Annotated in this window: 15 protein-coding genes and 1 tRNA gene; 5 read left to right on the top strand and 11 right to left on the bottom strand. The window is 41.7% G+C overall.

The features are described 5' to 3' along the window. Nucleotides 1–124 precede the first annotated feature (124 nt). Complete coding sequence (locus EV695_RS05650) at nt 125–1,633, bottom strand: Ppx/GppA phosphatase family protein (protein WP_131904915.1); 1,509 nt, start codon at nt 1,631–1,633, stop codon at nt 125–127. Nucleotides 1,634–1,805: 172 nt separating this feature from the next. After that, nucleotides 1,806–3,557 carry a bifunctional ornithine lipid synthase OlsF gene (gene olsF / locus EV695_RS05645; RefSeq protein ID WP_131904914.1) on the bottom strand — a complete coding sequence of 584 codons (1,752 nt, stop codon included), beginning with the start codon at nt 3,555–3,557 and terminating at the stop codon, nt 1,806–1,808. Between the two features lie 291 nt (nt 3,558–3,848). On the opposite strand from olsF, the gene EV695_RS05640 reads away from it, so the two are divergent. Then, entirely contained in the window at nt 3,849–5,234 is a 1,386-nt protein-coding gene (locus EV695_RS05640; protein WP_131904913.1) for a PhoH family protein, read from the top strand. 46 nt (nt 5,235–5,280) lie between these two features. On the opposite strand, the gene yidD is transcribed toward EV695_RS05640, so the two are convergent. The 9 genes from yidD to EV695_RS05595 form a co-directional block, all read right to left on the bottom strand. Then, the gene (gene yidD / locus EV695_RS05635) at nt 5,281–5,529 is read right to left on the bottom strand and encodes a membrane protein insertion efficiency factor YidD (RefSeq protein WP_131904912.1); all 249 of its coding nucleotides are present in this window, start codon (nt 5,527–5,529) and stop codon (nt 5,281–5,283) included. A 6-nt stretch (nt 5,530–5,535) separates the two neighbouring features. After that, entirely contained in the window at nt 5,536–5,916 is a 381-nt protein-coding gene (gene hisI / locus EV695_RS05630) for a phosphoribosyl-AMP cyclohydrolase (protein WP_131904911.1), read from the bottom strand. A gap of 15 nt (nt 5,917–5,931) precedes the next feature. Next, nucleotides 5,932–6,297: a gamma-butyrobetaine hydroxylase family protein gene (locus tag EV695_RS05625; RefSeq protein ID WP_131904910.1), complete on the bottom strand. Its 366-nt coding sequence runs from the start codon at nt 6,295–6,297 to the stop codon at nt 5,932–5,934. A gap of 140 nt (nt 6,298–6,437) precedes the next feature. Further along, nucleotides 6,438–7,793, bottom strand: a complete 1,356-nt coding sequence (gene hslU, locus EV695_RS05620) for an ATP-dependent protease ATPase subunit HslU (RefSeq protein WP_131905079.1) — start codon at nt 7,791–7,793, stop codon at nt 6,438–6,440. Between the two features lie 239 nt (nt 7,794–8,032). Next, on the bottom strand, nt 8,033–8,566 hold the full coding sequence (gene hslV, locus EV695_RS05615) for an ATP-dependent protease subunit HslV (protein ID WP_131904909.1): 534 nt from the start codon (nt 8,564–8,566) through the stop codon (nt 8,033–8,035). A 211-nt stretch (nt 8,567–8,777) separates the two neighbouring features. Then, nucleotides 8,778–9,863: a c-type cytochrome gene (locus EV695_RS20465; protein WP_131904908.1), complete on the bottom strand. Its 1,086-nt coding sequence runs from the start codon at nt 9,861–9,863 to the stop codon at nt 8,778–8,780. A gap of 226 nt (nt 9,864–10,089) precedes the next feature. Further along, the gene (locus EV695_RS05605; protein ID WP_131904907.1) at nt 10,090–11,382 is read right to left on the bottom strand and encodes an acetyl-CoA hydrolase/transferase family protein; all 1,293 of its coding nucleotides are present in this window, start codon (nt 11,380–11,382) and stop codon (nt 10,090–10,092) included. Between the two features lie 146 nt (nt 11,383–11,528). Next, nucleotides 11,529–11,605: transfer RNA gene (locus EV695_RS05600), tRNA-Arg, on the bottom strand. A 67-nt stretch (nt 11,606–11,672) separates the two neighbouring features. Continuing rightward, entirely contained in the window at nt 11,673–11,954 is a 282-nt protein-coding gene (locus EV695_RS05595) for an HNH endonuclease (protein ID WP_131904906.1), read from the bottom strand. A gap of 217 nt (nt 11,955–12,171) precedes the next feature. On the opposite strand from EV695_RS05595, the gene EV695_RS05590 reads away from it, so the two are divergent. The 4 genes from EV695_RS05590 to EV695_RS05575 all read left to right on the top strand — a co-directional run bounded on the left by EV695_RS05590 (nt 12,172) and on the right by EV695_RS05575 (nt 16,109). Next, on the top strand, nt 12,172–13,488 hold the full coding sequence (locus EV695_RS05590; protein ID WP_131904905.1) for a DUF4397 domain-containing protein: 1,317 nt from the start codon (nt 12,172–12,174) through the stop codon (nt 13,486–13,488). An 80-nt stretch (nt 13,489–13,568) separates the two neighbouring features. After that, nucleotides 13,569–14,273 carry a response regulator transcription factor gene (locus EV695_RS05585; RefSeq protein ID WP_131904904.1) on the top strand — a complete coding sequence of 235 codons (705 nt, stop codon included), beginning with the start codon at nt 13,569–13,571 and terminating at the stop codon, nt 14,271–14,273. Further along, nucleotides 14,254–15,582: a sensor histidine kinase gene (locus EV695_RS05580; protein WP_131904903.1), complete on the top strand. Its 1,329-nt coding sequence runs from the start codon at nt 14,254–14,256 to the stop codon at nt 15,580–15,582. The genes EV695_RS05585 and EV695_RS05580 overlap by 20 nt, the downstream gene beginning before the upstream one ends. Next, complete coding sequence (locus EV695_RS05575) at nt 15,579–16,109, top strand: lipocalin family protein (protein WP_131904902.1); 531 nt, start codon at nt 15,579–15,581, stop codon at nt 16,107–16,109. The genes EV695_RS05580 and EV695_RS05575 overlap by 4 nt, the downstream gene beginning before the upstream one ends. Nucleotides 16,110–16,149: the final 40 nt, after the last annotated feature.

The following is a 16,149-nucleotide window of genomic DNA, read 5'->3' as shown; positions in this document are numbered from 1 at the left end:
TGTCTGTATTACTGTGTAGACAATCAGTGCATAAGTATTCAGTAAAAAACCATGAAATGGTAATTTTAGTAGACGAAATGATGATCTTAATGACCAAAGCGTCTTTTATGCAGAATAATAACCGCTAAAAGGTTAAATTAAAGCCTATTTTCTCTAACCACACTTTTTCTTGAGTCAGGTCTGCTTCTAACAATGCCTGATCTTTAAGCGACTTAGAACAAGTGATATGCATACTGTTTTTTGACGCAGTAACAGTCGGCAGGATTTCTTTATCCTGTCTGGAACGATGCAATAATACTGAAATACGTAATAGCACACAGAGATAGATGATCGTTTGACGGTCATCTTCTAGCAAGGTGTCGAATATTTCGCTTTCTATTTTTTTACGATGCGTTTGCACCATGACCGCCAACCAATGCTGACGTCTCTGGTTAAAACCGGGTATATCAGCATGATCCAGAATATGCGCACCTTGTAATTGATGTTTATCGTGGGTAATGCTCATGCCCAACTCGTGCAAATCTGCCGCCCAGGCCAGTGTATTGCTACGCTTTTTATTCAAGCTCCAGTCTTTTCTAACCTGAGAAAAGCAATGCAATGCCGTTTTCTTCACTTGCTCTGCGTGCTCAACATCGATATTAAATCGACTCATCAGGTCTTTTACAGAACGATCACGGACATCTTCGTGATTTATTCGCCCGAGCATATCGTAGAGCAAACCTTCACGCAGTGCCCCTTCAGACACAGTCATTTCTTCTATGCTCAATGCCTCAAACACTGCGATGATCACAGCAAGTCCACCCGCATACACAGGCGCGCGGTTTTGATTTAACCCAGGTAAATTTATATCGTCGGTATTGCCAATAGCGATTAATCTATCCCGAATTTCGTATAAACCCTCTAGCGTTATCACAAACCGGCCCAGTTCAAGTTCCTGAATAATAGCCAGCGTAGCCTTGATCGTTCCCGAAGAACCTATTGCACGCTTCCAGTTTTGTTGAGAATACTCGCGTTGAATCGGCATTATCTCAAGGCGTAAAACGGTATTTGCCGTCTGCCAATTAGCTGGACTCAAATCACCATTGGGGAAAAATCGTTTAGTGACACTGACCGAACCGAAATTAAGGCTCTCTAGACGTTTAGGCTCAAATTTTTTGCCGACAATAAACTCGGTACTACCACCACCAATATCAACGACCAGCTGCTTGCCTTCATCATCGGATAAGGTATGCGATACGCCCAGATAAACCAGACGAGCTTCTTCACGCCCCGGAATAATATCAATACGATGACCGAGTGCTTTGTTTGCCTTACGCAGAAACTCTGTGGAGTTATTCATGGTGCGCAGTGTATTGGTACCCGCCGCTTTGACCGCTGATGATTTTAAATGCCGAACACGATCACCAAAACGTTGCAGACATTCCAGTGCGTTTTGCGCGACTGCCCTGTCCATATTATTGTATTCGTCAAGACCACCTCGTAAGCGCACCATTTCTTTCATTTGATCAACCATGGAAAAATTACCATGTTCATCAACGCGCGCTACAATTAGGTGAAAACTGTTTGAGCCAAGGTCTACCGCAGCAATCATTTCGGGGTATTTCCTTTGCTCAATATCACTAGATTTTGTCATATCATGAAGATAACGCCTGAATCATTCTGAATCAATAAGTGTTATCAATATCGATAGAAATAATCACAGTAGGCGTCTATCACACCTTTCTTCATCATTAGACTTCACGAACTGTTTTGATTGAGCTTCGCGCAACTCATTCCAAAAACGGTATTTAATTTTTTTGATGCGTTTAAGCGGTTTTCTTTTCTTCAATATTTTTGTTTTCATTGGATATATCTCCTAAATAGCGTTTCTTTCTTTTTTCTTTCATTTGCTCAAGATCTACCAGAATCAAGCTATCTATGCAGTAGTTGAACTCTGCATCAATGTTAAAAGCAATGAACTGGCAACCTCCTGGCTTGCATATTTCTGAGTATTGTTTGTATAAGGTTGGGACTTTGACTCCATAGTGTTTGAGTTTTTTATTCAAACGTTTGAAACTGGTTTTGTATTCACCAGAAAAATCCTCATCCGCAATCGCTAAAACCTGAGGCGTCAATTCAAACGGTTTCATTGCAGACGCCATTCTTTGTTTAGCGGAGAACTGTAGATTATAAAAAGACAAGATTAGTTCCGTAGGCTGTCGTGAATAAGCTTGAGACAAGCTAAGAGGACCGAACAGGTATTTGATGTTCGGGTTATGGCGTAAATAAGCACCTATTCCGAACCATAAGTAATCAAGGCTTCTCTTACCCCAGTAACGCGGCTGCACAAAACTACGACCTAATTCGATCGCTTCTGGCAGATGGTCTGTAAATGCTTCTTCAAATCTAAATAAGGTGCTCGAGTAGAGCCCCGCAACGCCTTTATCATTGATGATTTTTGCACATTCACCAATACGGTATGCACCGACGATTTCTAAGTCGTTGTCATCCCATAGCACTAGATGGCGGTAATAACTGTCGTACTTATCGATATCTATTGAGTTCCCCGTACCTTCTTCGACAGAACGAAAACTCAATTCGCGAAGTCTGCCAATTTCGTGAATAACAGGCGAATCTGCGGCGTAATCGTAAAGAAATATTTTCTTACCATCATCCGTTTCCCCCAATAATGGTGCTTGATAAAGCGCAGTCTTTAACGCCTTTCTTCTGGCAGGATGAACAATAGTCTGTATCGTGTTAAACAGCGGCAGTTTGTTTTTACCAGACAATCGATATAACTGCTTTTTAACTAACTTGGCAATACGCTTGTCGGGCAGATCAGAACTGATTAATTCTGAAACAGGAATCGGCTTGCCCACATGAATGTTTAATTGTTTATTTTCCTTATTAAACATCTCATGTACTAGCATCGCTGTGCCCAGAGGCTTATAAATCGTAGACATGCTGTAAAATAAAGCCGAATTTTTTGCGTTAACAAACACCGGCAATACTGGCGAACCCGTACGCCGAGCCAGCTTCAAAAAACCTGTTTTCCACTTGCCATCTCTTACGCCATTTGGCTTCACTCGGGATACTTCACCCGCAGGAAAAATAATCAACGCCTGTTCGTTTTCCAGTACTTGAATCATGCTTTTTAATTGCACTCTGAAAGCAGCCTTGCCAGACATGACTTCAACAGGAAGTAATAAGGATTCTAGGGGCTTGATCTGCGATAGCAATTCATTGGCGACCACTTTCACATCGTGTCGTACAGATCGAACCATTTTCAGCAATGCCAGCCCATCTAGCGAACCAATGGGATGGTTGGCAACGATAATGACTCTGCCTTCTGCAGGAATATTGTCGTAAGATTTAGCAGTAGCCTGATAGGTAAAATTAAAGTGTTGCAGCACTTTATCCAAAAAAGCAAAGCCCACTAGATGCTGGTTTTCGGCAATAAATCGATTAATCTCCTTTTCTCGAAACAAATGCCTGATTGTTTTAAAAAACAAATTTGAGCCCGGCTTATCTGCCAGAGATGGGTTCACTTCTAATAATTTCTTCTCTAAATCAATCACTTTGTTATGCCTTTAGAATTCTTTTAATAAACATCGCAACAAAGAATAAACCTGGCGTGTTAAAAAAAGATGAATGCAATATTAAAGTTTGATGACTTCACACAGCTTCGTTGTAAGCCAGCCCTTGCTTTGCAACAATCAAAACAACAATGATTTATTTATTAATTAAAAATTTAAATAACATCCCCACACTTTGCTGGGTTCTTACTATACTCATTAGTAGAACGTTTATTCCTTACTATTTAGCAGTTACAAACTTTACTAAAAACAATTACTTAGGAGCGTTAATATATGGCAGATAAGATCTATGTAATCGATACCAACATCATTTTGCATAATCCTCAGGGCATCAAACAACTATCACAAGACAACAATAATATCGTTGTAATACCAGAAACAGTCTTAGTTGAATTAGAAGAATTTAAAAAAGGCTCAGGAGAACTGAGCTACCAGGCAAGAAGCTTCGCACGCATGTTGGCCGCTTGCAAAGTCGATAAAATAGATCAGAAAAAAGAATGCAGAGTGGTAAAACTCCGGTTTAATCATTCTGCCTCCATCCACCTTTTCTCAAAAAACAAATACGAATCAGATCTGGATGCTGCACACATTGCAGAATCTAACGATAAACGTATCGTCGAAGTCGCAGAAGCCGCGCAAAGCTATTACAGAGGACACAAGATTGTGTTTCTCTCTCTGGATATTTATGCCCGCATGTTCGGCTTATTCAGCGGTATAAAAGTTCAGACCTTATACGAAGACAGATCTGACCTTCCTCCCTTCCATTTTTTCAAATCCATCGAAGTCGATTCAAGCTTATTCAATGGCATGCAGAATAGCGACATCACCGATTACGATGATAATTACCAGAACGATAATTTTAACTACGAATTCGCTTCTAAAGACGGCAATCGCCAATACGGCATCGTCAGTAAAGGCGGAAAAATAGATATCGTCAATGAAAAAGAAGACTTCAATGGGCTCAGCATTAAGCCGATGAACATGAAGCAAATGTTTCTGTTGAAGGCGATGCTCAGTGACTATTTCGATATCACCGTCGTGGATGCCAAGGCAGGAAGTGGTAAAACCTTGCTGGCATTTGCTGCTGCCATGCGATTAATCGATCTGGGGCATTATGAAAAAATCGTTTATGTTCGAAACTCCATCGAAAGTGTAGACAAAGGTGCAGAGGTTGGCTTCCTTTCTGGCAACGATGAAAAGTTTCGCGTTTACAATATGGCCTTGTATGACACGCTGGAATTTATTGCGAAGACCCAGTTGAAGCGCCGCGAAAGTGTACTTCAGCAAGAAGCCCTTGAAATGAAGGTTGAGTATTTGGTGAACAAATACAACATAGAAAAGCTCTGGCCGGGCGAAGCGCGTGGACGTACATTAAGCAATGCCATTGTGATACTGGATGAATGGCAAAATAGCTCAAACAATACAACGCAATTGGTCTTATCGCGACTCGATCAAAGCTGTAAAGCGATCATCATTGGCTCAAACCGCCAGATAGATAATATCTACCTGAATCGCTACAACAATGGTTTAACGACACTACTCAAGCAAACTACCAATAAACACGAAGAAGTGTCTATGTATGCGATTGAACTGGAAAGATCGGTTCGTGGTAAGTTCGCGCAATTCGCCGAAGAGATATTTGAGAAACGCGAGAATTAGAATGCGTGACCATTTTAGTCACAATAACACTCTCGTAAAAAACGCCCTATAAGTGGGGGGGTGGCTTTGGTATTGATTGTTTCTTATCGGGAACCGGATCATAGCCACCTTCATTCCACGGGTGGCATTTACCAATACGTTTGAGTCCCAACCAGGTGCCTTTGATGGCACCGTGCTTATCGATGGCTTGATGAGTATAACTGGAACAGGTGGGTTCGAAACGACAACTACTGCCCAATACAGGGCTTAGAAATATCTGATAGCCACGGATGATTTTAAGAAGAAACCATCTCATCGTATTTTATTTTTTGTAGAGTTCTTCGGGATCAATGAGTGGTTCGGAATCGGTTATCAATTCGCCATCTTTAACGACTTGATAAAAACACGAACGCCTGCCCGTATGACAAGCAGGTCCCGTTTGATCGACCAACATTAACAGTGTATCTGCATCACAATCGACCCTGAACTCTTTGAGCATTTGCACTTGCCCAGAGCTTTCGCCCTTACGCCAAAATGCCTGGCGTGAACGAGACCAATAGCAGACGCGTCCCGTTTCCAGAGTTTCTTCAATCGACGCTTTATTCATCCAGGCCATCATCAATACTTCATGAGTATCAAATTGCTGGGCAACTGCAGGGATTAATCCGTCTTCGTTATACTTTAAATCGTCGATAAATTTCATAATAGCGTTAGGTTATTAGATTATCTGGCCAGGTTCTTTGCGTACATATTTCGCTTCTTCGCATCGAGCTAGATAATCTGCCCAATATTCTTCGTAATTGTCGCCAAGTTCCCGCAATAATCCCCAGTCATAGAGGCCACTGTCGTGATTGTCGTCGAAACCCAGTTTTACAGCATAATGACCAATGGGTTCGATTTCTTTGATATTGACGTTTTCTTTGCCCAGCTGCAAAACTTCCTGACCGGGACCATGACCACGTACTTCCGCCGATGGAGAGTAAACGCGCAAGTATTCACAAGGGAGATTTTGAACCACGCCATCAGGCCATGTAAGTTCCAGAACTCGAGACTTCTGGTGTAGTGCTATATTTGTTGGTGTCATTCTAAATCCTGTTTCAATATGTTAATGATCGAAATTCTAATCATTGCTAGTTTATCCTAATCAGTATCGATTAGATAAAAGCATCTATTTCTTTACGTCACGAATTTCTTTATTACTAATGTTACTAATAAATAAAGAAATTAAAGAATGTATCTGCTTAGATCTTCATCTTCTATTAGTTCGCCCAGTACATCATCAACCATTTTCGCATCAACTATCACGGTTTCCGTGCAATCCGGTGCGCAAAATAATACTTCTTCAAGCAATCTTTCTACAATCGTATGTAAACGTCTCGCACCAATGTTTTCTGTTTGTGCATTGACCTGAAACGCAGTTTCCGCGATTCGTTGAATACCATCATCAGTAAACTCTACTTTTACACCTTCTGTTTGAAGAAGGCCCTGGTATTGCTCAGTCAGTGATGCGTTTGGTTCAGTCAAAATACGCTTAAAGTCATCCGCTGTTAATGCACCAAGCTCTACACGAATCGGTAAACGACCTTGAAGCTCAGGAATCAAATCAGAAGGCTTAGCCATGTGGAAAGCACCCGACGCAATAAACAAAATGTGATCTGTTTTGATGATACCGTGCTTAGTTGTTACCGTGCTACCTTCAATAAGAGGTAGAAGATCTCGTTGCACACCTTCGCGAGAAACACCCGCACCACCCTGCTCACCTTTTTGAATCACTTTGTCTATTTCATCGAGGAATACGATACCGTTTTGCTCCACATTCTCGAGTGCTTTAAGCTTTAGATCTTCGGTATTAACCAGCTTATGCGCTTCTTCTTCTGCCAACTCTTTCAGCGCATCTTTAATTTTAAGCTTACGTTTTTTAGTCTTGGTGCTGCCCATGTTCTGGAACATGCCTTGCAACTGACTCGCCATGTCTTCCATTCCGGGAGGAGTCATGATTTCCACACCTAATGGGCTGGCAGAAACTTCAATTTCAATTTCTTTATCGTCTAGATCGCCTTCGCGTAATTTCTTACGGAATTTCTGGCGTGTCGAACTATCTTCTACAGGCTTCTTTTCGGTCTCGTTACCGTCGCTATCCATACCGAACCAGTTAGCATCTTCTTCTGCTTTAGGTCGTGGTATTAGAATGTCTAACACGCGATCTTCTGCAGCATCTTCCGCACGGTTCTTAACCTTCTCCACTTCCTGCTCGCGAGTCACTTTAATCGCTACATCAGCAAGGTCACGAATGATCGAATCAACTTCTTTACCGACATAACCTACTTCCGTGAACTTAGTCGCTTCAACTTTGATAAAAGGCGCATTTGCCAATTTCGCCAAACGACGGGCAATCTCTGTTTTACCCACACCCGTTGGGCCGATCATAAGAATATTTTTCGGCGTTACTTCTTGGCGTAAATCTGCATCAAGCTGTTGTCTACGCCAGCGATTACGCAAAGCTATCGCAACGGCACGCTTGGCATCATGCTGCCCTACCACGTGCTTATCTAATTCTTGAACAATTTCTCTAGGTGTCATTGACATAATAATTCTCGTTTTTTGCTGCTATTTTCTTTTATTGGGTATGTGCCTATTTAAAAACACACCCCCCTACTTTTAGGAGGTTTTTTATAAAATGCTGTAATTATATTTTAGAGCGTTTAGATTTCGTTCTAGATCAAGGCAACATCGGGCGGAGAATGTGAGCGTATGTTAAATACGTGACCATTCGAGCACGATGTTAACGCCGAGCTAGGGCGAAAGATGAATGCTCTAAATTATAATTCTTCGATTGTGCGGTTCTGGTTGGTGTAGATACAAATATCACCTGCAATACCCAACCCTTTCTCCACAATCTCACGCGCCGACAACTCTGTATTATCTAGTAACGCACGCGCTGCTGATTGCGCGAATGGTCCGCCTGAACCTATCGCAATTAAGTTATCTTCTGGATCGATGACATCGCCATTACCGGTAATAATCAGTGATGTTTCTTTGTCTGCTACAGCAAGCAATGCTTCTAATTGACGCATACCTCTATCGGTACGCCAGTCTTTTGCAAGCTCGATTGCGGCACGCGTTAGGTTGCCATTGTGCTCGTGCAGTTTAGCTTCGAACTTTTCGAATAGAGTAAATGCGTCTGCTGTTCCGCCTGCGAAACCTGCGATGACTTTGTCGTTATAAATACGGCGCACTTTACGTGCATTACCTTTCATAATGGTATTACCTAAAGAGACTTGACCATCTCCACCAATCACTACTTTTCCGTTGCGGCGCACGGATAGTATGGTTGTTCCTCGATATTGTTCCATTTTCAGTCCAGATTTATTAGTGTTAAGTTTAAGGTCACCCCCCTACTTTGAGGGCTTTTTTCTGGGTAACCTTTATTTTGATCTATTCAAGAAATAATTGGGTTAAATAAACTAATTTCAACAGATAGTTTTTAATTTATCTACGTGATTATAACAGGCACAAAAAAGGCACCGTGTAGGCGCCTTTTTCATTATTCATCGTGACGATAAATTACTGTGACTGACTAACCATGTAATCAACCGCAGCTTTTACTGCTGAATCTTCAAGAGACATATTACCGCCCTTAGGTGGCATTGCGCCTTTACCTGCTATTGCGGTTTGGTATAAAACGTCCATGCCCTGGGCTATTCTTGGTGCCCATAATGCTTTATCACCCATTATCGGAGAACCTGCAACGCCTGACGCGTGACAAGCAAAACAAGCTGTATCGTAAATTTTCTTACCCACTTCATTGTCCTTAGCAGCTACAGCTTGTTGAGCTGGTACAGCTGCTGCAACAGGTGTAACTGGAACAGCAGGAACTTCAACTTTTGCTGGTGCTACTTCTTTAGCTGGTGCTACTTCTTTAGTTGGTGCTACTTCTTTAGCTGGCGCAACTTCTTTAGCTGGCGCTTCTTCTGCAACTGCTGCAGTCTCTTCCGCTTTAGGTGCCTCTGTAGTTGCTGTTGCAACAGGAGCTTCTTCTACTTTAGGTGCTTCTGTAGTTGCCGCTTCTACTTCTTTATTTGCTTCAGGCTCTTTGTTGGATGTTTCTTCTGCTTTTGGTGTTTCTTCTGTTGCTGCCGCTTTAGGTGCTTCTTCTTCTTCTGCTCCGCCAAGGTCTAAGCCTGATTCTTTAGTGATATAAAGAATAACCGCTTCTAGCTCAGAATCTGTAATCGATGGATCACCACCTTTAGCTGGCATTGAACCTTTACCTTCAGTTGCTGATTTCAGTAAACCTGCAAGACCATTAACCGCACGTGCTTCCCAAGCTGCCTTATCACCTAACTTAGGCGCATCCAAAACACCTGTCGCATGACACGCGGTACATACAGCATCATAAATTTCTTTAGGTGGACGTCCTGCAGCATTTGCAACAACAGCACCCGCTTCTGCAGCGAAACCAACCGGTTTGATGTTATTTTCAGCATTGAGAACTAACTGGGTATTATCGACTTCACCTTTCAGTGAATTTCTTTGATAGGTATTTATTAAGCTTGAAATTAAAACGTAAACTACCGCTAAAATCGCTAGTGCACTAAGTAAAAACATTATCTTAGATACATTATCCACCTTAGGTGCTTGACTTGCCATACTCTCTCCAACTTACATCCAGTATTCAATAGGTGCAGGATTATATTCAACTGCACTAATATACTCTACTTTTTTGTGCGATTGATTTTTTAATCATAGCAATAGTTGATGTGGATCATGAAACAAATGATCCCCAACTGCTAAAAGTAAGAAAATATTCTCTTAGTTCTCGAAAGTAGAACCAATATCACTCTGTTATTGGTTCTACTGGCAAAACCTCACTCAATTAAATGATATGCATCTGTTGCGCATACTCACGAAGTTCATCACGAAAATCAGGATGTGCGATCGAAATTAATGACAAGGCACGTTCACGCAGACACTTCCCGCGTAATTTTGCGACCCCATATTCAGTAACCACATGATCCACATCGTTCTTACTGGTGGTCACTACCGCGCCCTCTTTTAACATAGGCACTATACGAGAGATGGTGCCATTTTTAGCGGTAGACGGCATCGTAACAAAGCCTTTACCGCCTTTTGAGATATTGGCTCCTCTAAAGAAATCTACTTGGCCACCTGTGCCACTCCATTGTTTAGGGCCCATAGATTCCGAACAACACTGACCGAACAAATCAATTTCAATCGTGGAATTTATAGCGACCATATTGTCGTGCCGACCGATGTTGTAGGGGTTATTGGTATAATCAACGGGGTGCATTTCTATCATCGGATTGTTATTCATAAATTCATAAAGACGTTTTGAACCCCAGGCGAAGGTGCCAATAAGTTTACCTGGATTCCACGTTTTTCTAGAATTGTTTACCGCGCCACATTCAGCAAGCTCGAGTATTCCTTCTGTAACCATCTCTGTATGAATACCCAGATCTTTCTTACCTTTGAGCGCCTCACAAACCGCATTCGGTACACCGCCAAATCCAATTTGCAAGGTAGATCCATCGTCAATCATCTCTGCCACGTAGCCGCCAATGGTGATATCCAGTTCAGATAAAGGCGCGCAGGCTAGTTCTGGAATAGGATTTGAACATTCAACAACATGAGTCACCTGAGAGATATGAAGCTGGCAATTACCATAACAACGCGGTGCTCCCTGGTTGACTTCGACGATCACAGACTTGGCTTTCTTAATCGCTTCCCACGTGTAATCGACACCCAAGCCTAGACTAAAATAGCCATGCTCGTCCATCGGAGAAACAACCACACTAACCACATCTACAGGCCAGTAATCACGGATGAGTCGAGGTATTTCATGAAAATGACTAGGAGTAAAATCAGCCCACCCTTGATGCACAGCTTCTCGAGATGCGCCGCTAACAAAAAGAGAATCATGACGAATATGTGCTGAGGACTCTTTATCAAAATAACCGGGCTTTGCAGGTAATATCTGGTGAGTAACAACATCCTTAAGACTGAGCTTACGATCTATCAAGGCTTTTAAAAACACATCAGGCTCTCCCGCACCAACCGGCAGCCAAATGTGGTCGCCCGATTTGATAGTGGCTGCCGCATCTTTTGCAGAAAGCAATTTATCGTCGTAGCGTTGTTGCCAATTACTCATAATCGTCTAGTCCTTTAATTATTTATACACAGATATATTCAGATTAATTTGTACCGTTTTAGTAGGTGATGGTAGTAATAATTACTGCTATCGCACTTGTTACGGAAACAGTAGCTCTTTGATTCGAATGAAAAAAGAGTAAAAAATGGCGCGCCTGGCTGGATTCGAACCAGCTGCCTCAACCTTCGGAGGGTTGCACTCTATCCAAGTGAGCTACAGGCGCATCCAATCATTCTAACGAAAACGGGTACACGCTTCATAGACAATTTTCTAATTATTGATGAAACGATTCACCTGGTAGGTATTTTTTTAATACATAGATGATCTGGATTGATGCAAAGTCTATTGCCACAACTCTGACCGACAAACATCCCGTCAGGGATATCACCGATAAAAGCAGTATAACTGGCGGTTTCTGCCGTTAGTTTTTTGTTTATAGACTGCGGATTATCCCTGACGGTAATGCGTCCATGCCCACTGTTGGAAACTTGTCCTAACCATTCCCAACAATTTGTAACAGGGTCAACCTGACTATAAGTACGAAGTTTTTCTTGTAAACGAACTCGATACATTTTCACTGTTTCCTTAATTAACAACAAAAAACCTATACATAAATGATAAGAAATCGGGTTAAAAAGTAGAGTTACTTTATATAATCTTATACAATAACGATACAATATTAATGGTTTTGCACAAATTTCACATTTAATTCGCACTCATTTCACATCCCCGATGTGAAGCTACCGATCGTGAATCATCTTATTCACACTTAATTTCGGGAGAACAAAAATGAAACGTATAACAACATTATTATTTATTTTAGTCAGTTCGTTCTTACTCATAGGTTGCGGCGGATCGAGTAGTAATACACACGATCCACAATTAAGAGCAGTACATTTATCACCAGATGCGCCAGCAGTTGATGTAAGCATTGAGGGTGATACCGCGTTGGAAAATGTTACGTATCGACAAGCCAGCGGATTCTTATCCTTAGATGCCGGAAGCAATAACGTAAAGATACTTGTAGCAGACACGACTACCGCAGTAATAGATGAAACACTCGAGCTACAAACAGATATGAAATATACGGTACTTGCAGTGAATACTGTAGCCAACATTGAGCCTATTGTTATTGCAGATGATATTGAAAGCCCAACAAACGGTTATGCCGCGATAACTGCTGTTCATGGCGCACCATCAGCTCCCCCAGTCGACGTTTACTTGTCTGCACCCACCGATGATTTCTCGAGCCTCTCACCGACGCTTCAGGGTGTAGCTTTTAAAGCGAATTCAGGTGAGCTAGAAGTTCCAGCGGGTGATTATAGAGTACGAATTACATTAGCAGATGACAGTACTGTTATATATGACTCAGGAACTATCTCATTAGCATCAGGCATTGAATACATAGCGATTGCCGCAGAATCTAGTGGTGGCTTGTCGCCAATCGGACTCACTATCCTGACTGATCAAGACTCTACACCTTTTGTAAATGTGGATGATGCGAGAGCAAGATTACGCGTGGTACATGCTTCGGCAGATGCGCCACCAGTCGATATTTCAGTAGATGGTTCTGAGGTGCTGAGTGATGTTCCTTTTGGGGTAGGCTCTGATTACCTTGAAATACTCGGTGACTCTTACAATATAGATGTGGCTGCCGCTGCTAATTCTGCAAGCGTGATTAATGCTGATCTTACATTTGATTCACAAATGGATTACACCATTGCAGCAGTAAACTCTTTAAACAATATCGAACCCATCGTTTTATTAGATGACAACCAGCCTCCCGATGCTGGAAATGTGAAAGTTCGTCTAATACATGCAGCACCAAGTGCTGGTTTAGTGGATATCTACATAACCGCGCCAGACGCTGACATCAATTCGATATCACCCACAATCAGTAATTTTGACTTCAAAGATAACTCAGATTATCTCGAAGTTGTAGCTGGTGATTACCAAGTGAGAATCACATTGGCGACCACCAAAACAGTGGCGATTGATACTGGCACACTAAGCTTGGATGACGGGCAAATAAGGACTGCTTTTGCCGTAGACCCTGTTCCGGGATCTGCGGACTTCGGTGTTATTTTACTTGCTGACCTCAATTAATTATTGCGAGGTTAATTTATAAAAAACTGAAAAGATCATATCTATCTGATCTTTTCAGTTTTTTAGTTTAACGAGGATTTATGAGTAGCTTAAATGATTTTCATGGGCGCATTCTGGTAGTCGAAGATAATACTGACATTGCCTCTTTGCTCGTCGATTTCTTTACCGACAAAGGTCATATTGCCGATTACGCAAGTGATGGATTAACCGGTTTACACCTCGTTACCGTAAATGAATACGATGTCATTTTGCTTGATTTAGCGCTTCCCGGCATCGATGGGATCAACTTATGTCAGAAGCTACGCAAAGATCTTCATTCCACTACGCCTATTTTAATGTTAACCGCTCGGGACTCTCTGGATGAAAAACTAATCGGTTTTGATGTAGGTGCAGATGATTACTTAGTAAAACCGTTCGATCTATTAGAAGTATATGCAAGAGTACAAGCGCTGTGGAGACGTTCTAATAATGACAATCAAACAGTCATCAACGTTTCTAACCTTGCGTTCAATTACGAAACTCTGGAAGTTGTTAGAGAAGGTCAAGCCATTAAGCTAAACTCCATTAGGCTCAAAATTCTACGTTTGTTAATGGAAAATACCCATCGCGTTGTTTCGCGCAGGGAAATGGAAACACATATCTGGGGAGATGACCCAACAGAAAGCGATGCATTGAGAACACATTTATCAGCCATCAGACAGGCGATAGACAAACCCTTCGAGAACAAGTTATTACATACCATTCATAGCGTGGGGTATCGTCTTTATGATGACCAAGCAGCTTAATTTAGCTAACAGCTTTGACCTAAATAGAATTTTTTCCAAACGGTGGATACTACAAACACTTTTTATCATATTCGCTGTACTGGTGAGCATCATTACCATTACCTGGATATTAGAGAAAAGTCTGGTCAAGCAAGCGATGGAATTAGAAGCCGATGCTTTTATAAGCCATTACCAGAAAGATAAAAGCTTTCCTTTACCAAGAACCAGAAACCTTATTGGCTATCTCACAACCCCTGAATCAACAGCAGAAACCCCTGCTGAAATCAGCGGTCTTGCAGCAGGCCTTTATCCTAAAGTGATCATATCTGGTCGTGATAAACCCGTACCTGTATATATACGAGACTTTGATAACAACCGACTATATTTGATTTTTGAAGGCGCTAACATAGATCGTCTGGTAGGTGTTTTTGGCTTAATCCCGATGAGTATTTTACTCATTCTTATTTATTCCAGCAGCTGGATAGCCTACAAGCTAACGTGGCGAGCAGCCTCCCCCGTACTGAACATCGCCCGTAACCTCAGAAATTCCGGGACATCAGGCACCGATAGCTTTGCATTAAAAGTCTCAACAAAAAATTTAAGCGGTGAAACAAAAGAGCTGGCCGAAGCGCTAGATGAATACGCTAAACGAATTGACGTATTTGTCGAGAGAGAACGCCAGTTTACCGCAGATGTCAGCCATGAGTTACGCACACCAATGACTATTATTGATGGTGCAGCACAATTTCTTGAAACCGAGTCCGGAATCAGCAGCAAAGGCATCGCTCGGGTCAAAATGATTCGTCGTGCTTGTAGCGATGTAAATGATCTAACTTCGGCCTTTTTCCTTATGGCTAGAGAACAAAAGCCAGAGCTTGACGGCAGCAAAACCAATGTCACTGAAATCATCGAAAATGAAGTAATTAAACTGAGCTCACTGATTGATTCTTCCAAAATCGATCTATCAATCAACATTCAAAACGAACTCAGCGTCAATACACATAGAAAAGCACTAGAAATAATCATCGGTAATATTCTTGGCAATGCCATCAAATACACGGAAAGAGGTGCCATTGAAGTAACCGTGGCAGGTAATCAGGTCATGGTTTCTGATACCGGAATCGGGATACCAGATGAATTATTGCCTAAATTATTTGAACGCCATGTAAGAGGCAGGGGTCTACATCAAGCGGGTGAAGGCATAGGGCTTGCCATCGTTAAAAGGCTGTGCGATCAATTTGATTGGGATATTTCCATTCAAAACAATGTAGATCAGGGCATTCTGGCGACACTAACGAAAATAGAAAAAGAGACTCAGGACAACACATGAAAAAACTATACTTTATGATTATCACTTTATTCTTGAGTGGCTGCTCAGCAAGCATTCCTGATGGAATCGAACCAGTCTCTGGCTTTGAAGTAAATCGCTATTTAGGAAAATGGTACGAAATTGCACGCCTGGATCATTCATTCGAACGTGGTCTAAACAATATAAGCGCTGAATATAGTCTTCGTGAAGATGGCAATTTGCGTGTACTTAATCGTGGTTACAATATCAAAAAGAAGAAATGGCAAGACGCTGAAGGCAAAGCCAAATTCACAGGGTCAAGTGATACCGGAAGTTTGAAGGTTTCCTTCTTTGGACCATTTTATGGTGGTTACAATATTATCGAGCTAGACAAGCAAAACTATCAATACGTGATGATTGCAGGAAATGATCGTAGTTATTTCTGGATTCTATCTCGAACACCGAAACTTGCGCCAAATATACAAAAAAAGCTTATCGCGAAAGCTAAAAATCTAGGCTTTCCAGTAGATAAACTCATTTATGTTGACCACAGTCTTGCCACAAGATGAAACTACTTCTAGCCACTACTTTAACTTACCTTTTTTGCCT

The organism is Cocleimonas flava, from assembly GCF_004339015.1.
GTDB lineage: Bacteria > Pseudomonadota > Gammaproteobacteria > Thiotrichales > Thiotrichaceae > Cocleimonas > Cocleimonas flava.
Note: the sequence above shows the minus strand (reverse complement) of the source record. Positions and strands in the feature narration are given on the sequence as shown.

Coding starts and splice junctions, on each gene's coding strand:
- EV695_RS05625 (WP_131904910.1), bottom strand. CDS start 6,297: ATGACACCAACAAATATAGCACTACACCAGAAGTCTCGAGTTCTGGAA.
- EV695_RS05640 (WP_131904913.1), top strand. CDS start 3,849: ATGGCAGATAAGATCTATGTAATCGATACCAACATCATTTTGCATAAT.
- EV695_RS05650 (WP_131904915.1), bottom strand. CDS start 1,633: ATGACAAAATCTAGTGATATTGAGCAAAGGAAATACCCCGAAATGATT.
- EV695_RS05585 (WP_131904904.1), top strand. CDS start 13,569: ATGAGTAGCTTAAATGATTTTCATGGGCGCATTCTGGTAGTCGAAGAT.
- EV695_RS05590 (WP_131904905.1), top strand. CDS start 12,172: ATGAAACGTATAACAACATTATTATTTATTTTAGTCAGTTCGTTCTTA.
- hslV (WP_131904909.1), bottom strand. CDS start 8,566: ATGGAACAATATCGAGGAACAACCATACTATCCGTGCGCCGCAACGGA.
- EV695_RS05595 (WP_131904906.1), bottom strand. CDS start 11,954: ATGTATCGAGTTCGTTTACAAGAAAAACTTCGTACTTATAGTCAGGTT.
- EV695_RS05575 (WP_131904902.1), top strand. CDS start 15,579: ATGAAAAAACTATACTTTATGATTATCACTTTATTCTTGAGTGGCTGC.
- EV695_RS05580 (WP_131904903.1), top strand. CDS start 14,254: ATGATGACCAAGCAGCTTAATTTAGCTAACAGCTTTGACCTAAATAGA.
- hisI (WP_131904911.1), bottom strand. CDS start 5,916: ATGAAATTTATCGACGATTTAAAGTATAACGAAGACGGATTAATCCCT.
- EV695_RS05605 (WP_131904907.1), bottom strand. CDS start 11,382: ATGAGTAATTGGCAACAACGCTACGACGATAAATTGCTTTCTGCAAAA.
- hslU (WP_131905079.1), bottom strand. CDS start 7,793: ATGACACCTAGAGAAATTGTTCAAGAATTAGATAAGCACGTGGTAGGG.
- EV695_RS20465 (WP_131904908.1), bottom strand. CDS start 9,863: ATGGCAAGTCAAGCACCTAAGGTGGATAATGTATCTAAGATAATGTTT.
- yidD (WP_131904912.1), bottom strand. CDS start 5,529: ATGAGATGGTTTCTTCTTAAAATCATCCGTGGCTATCAGATATTTCTA.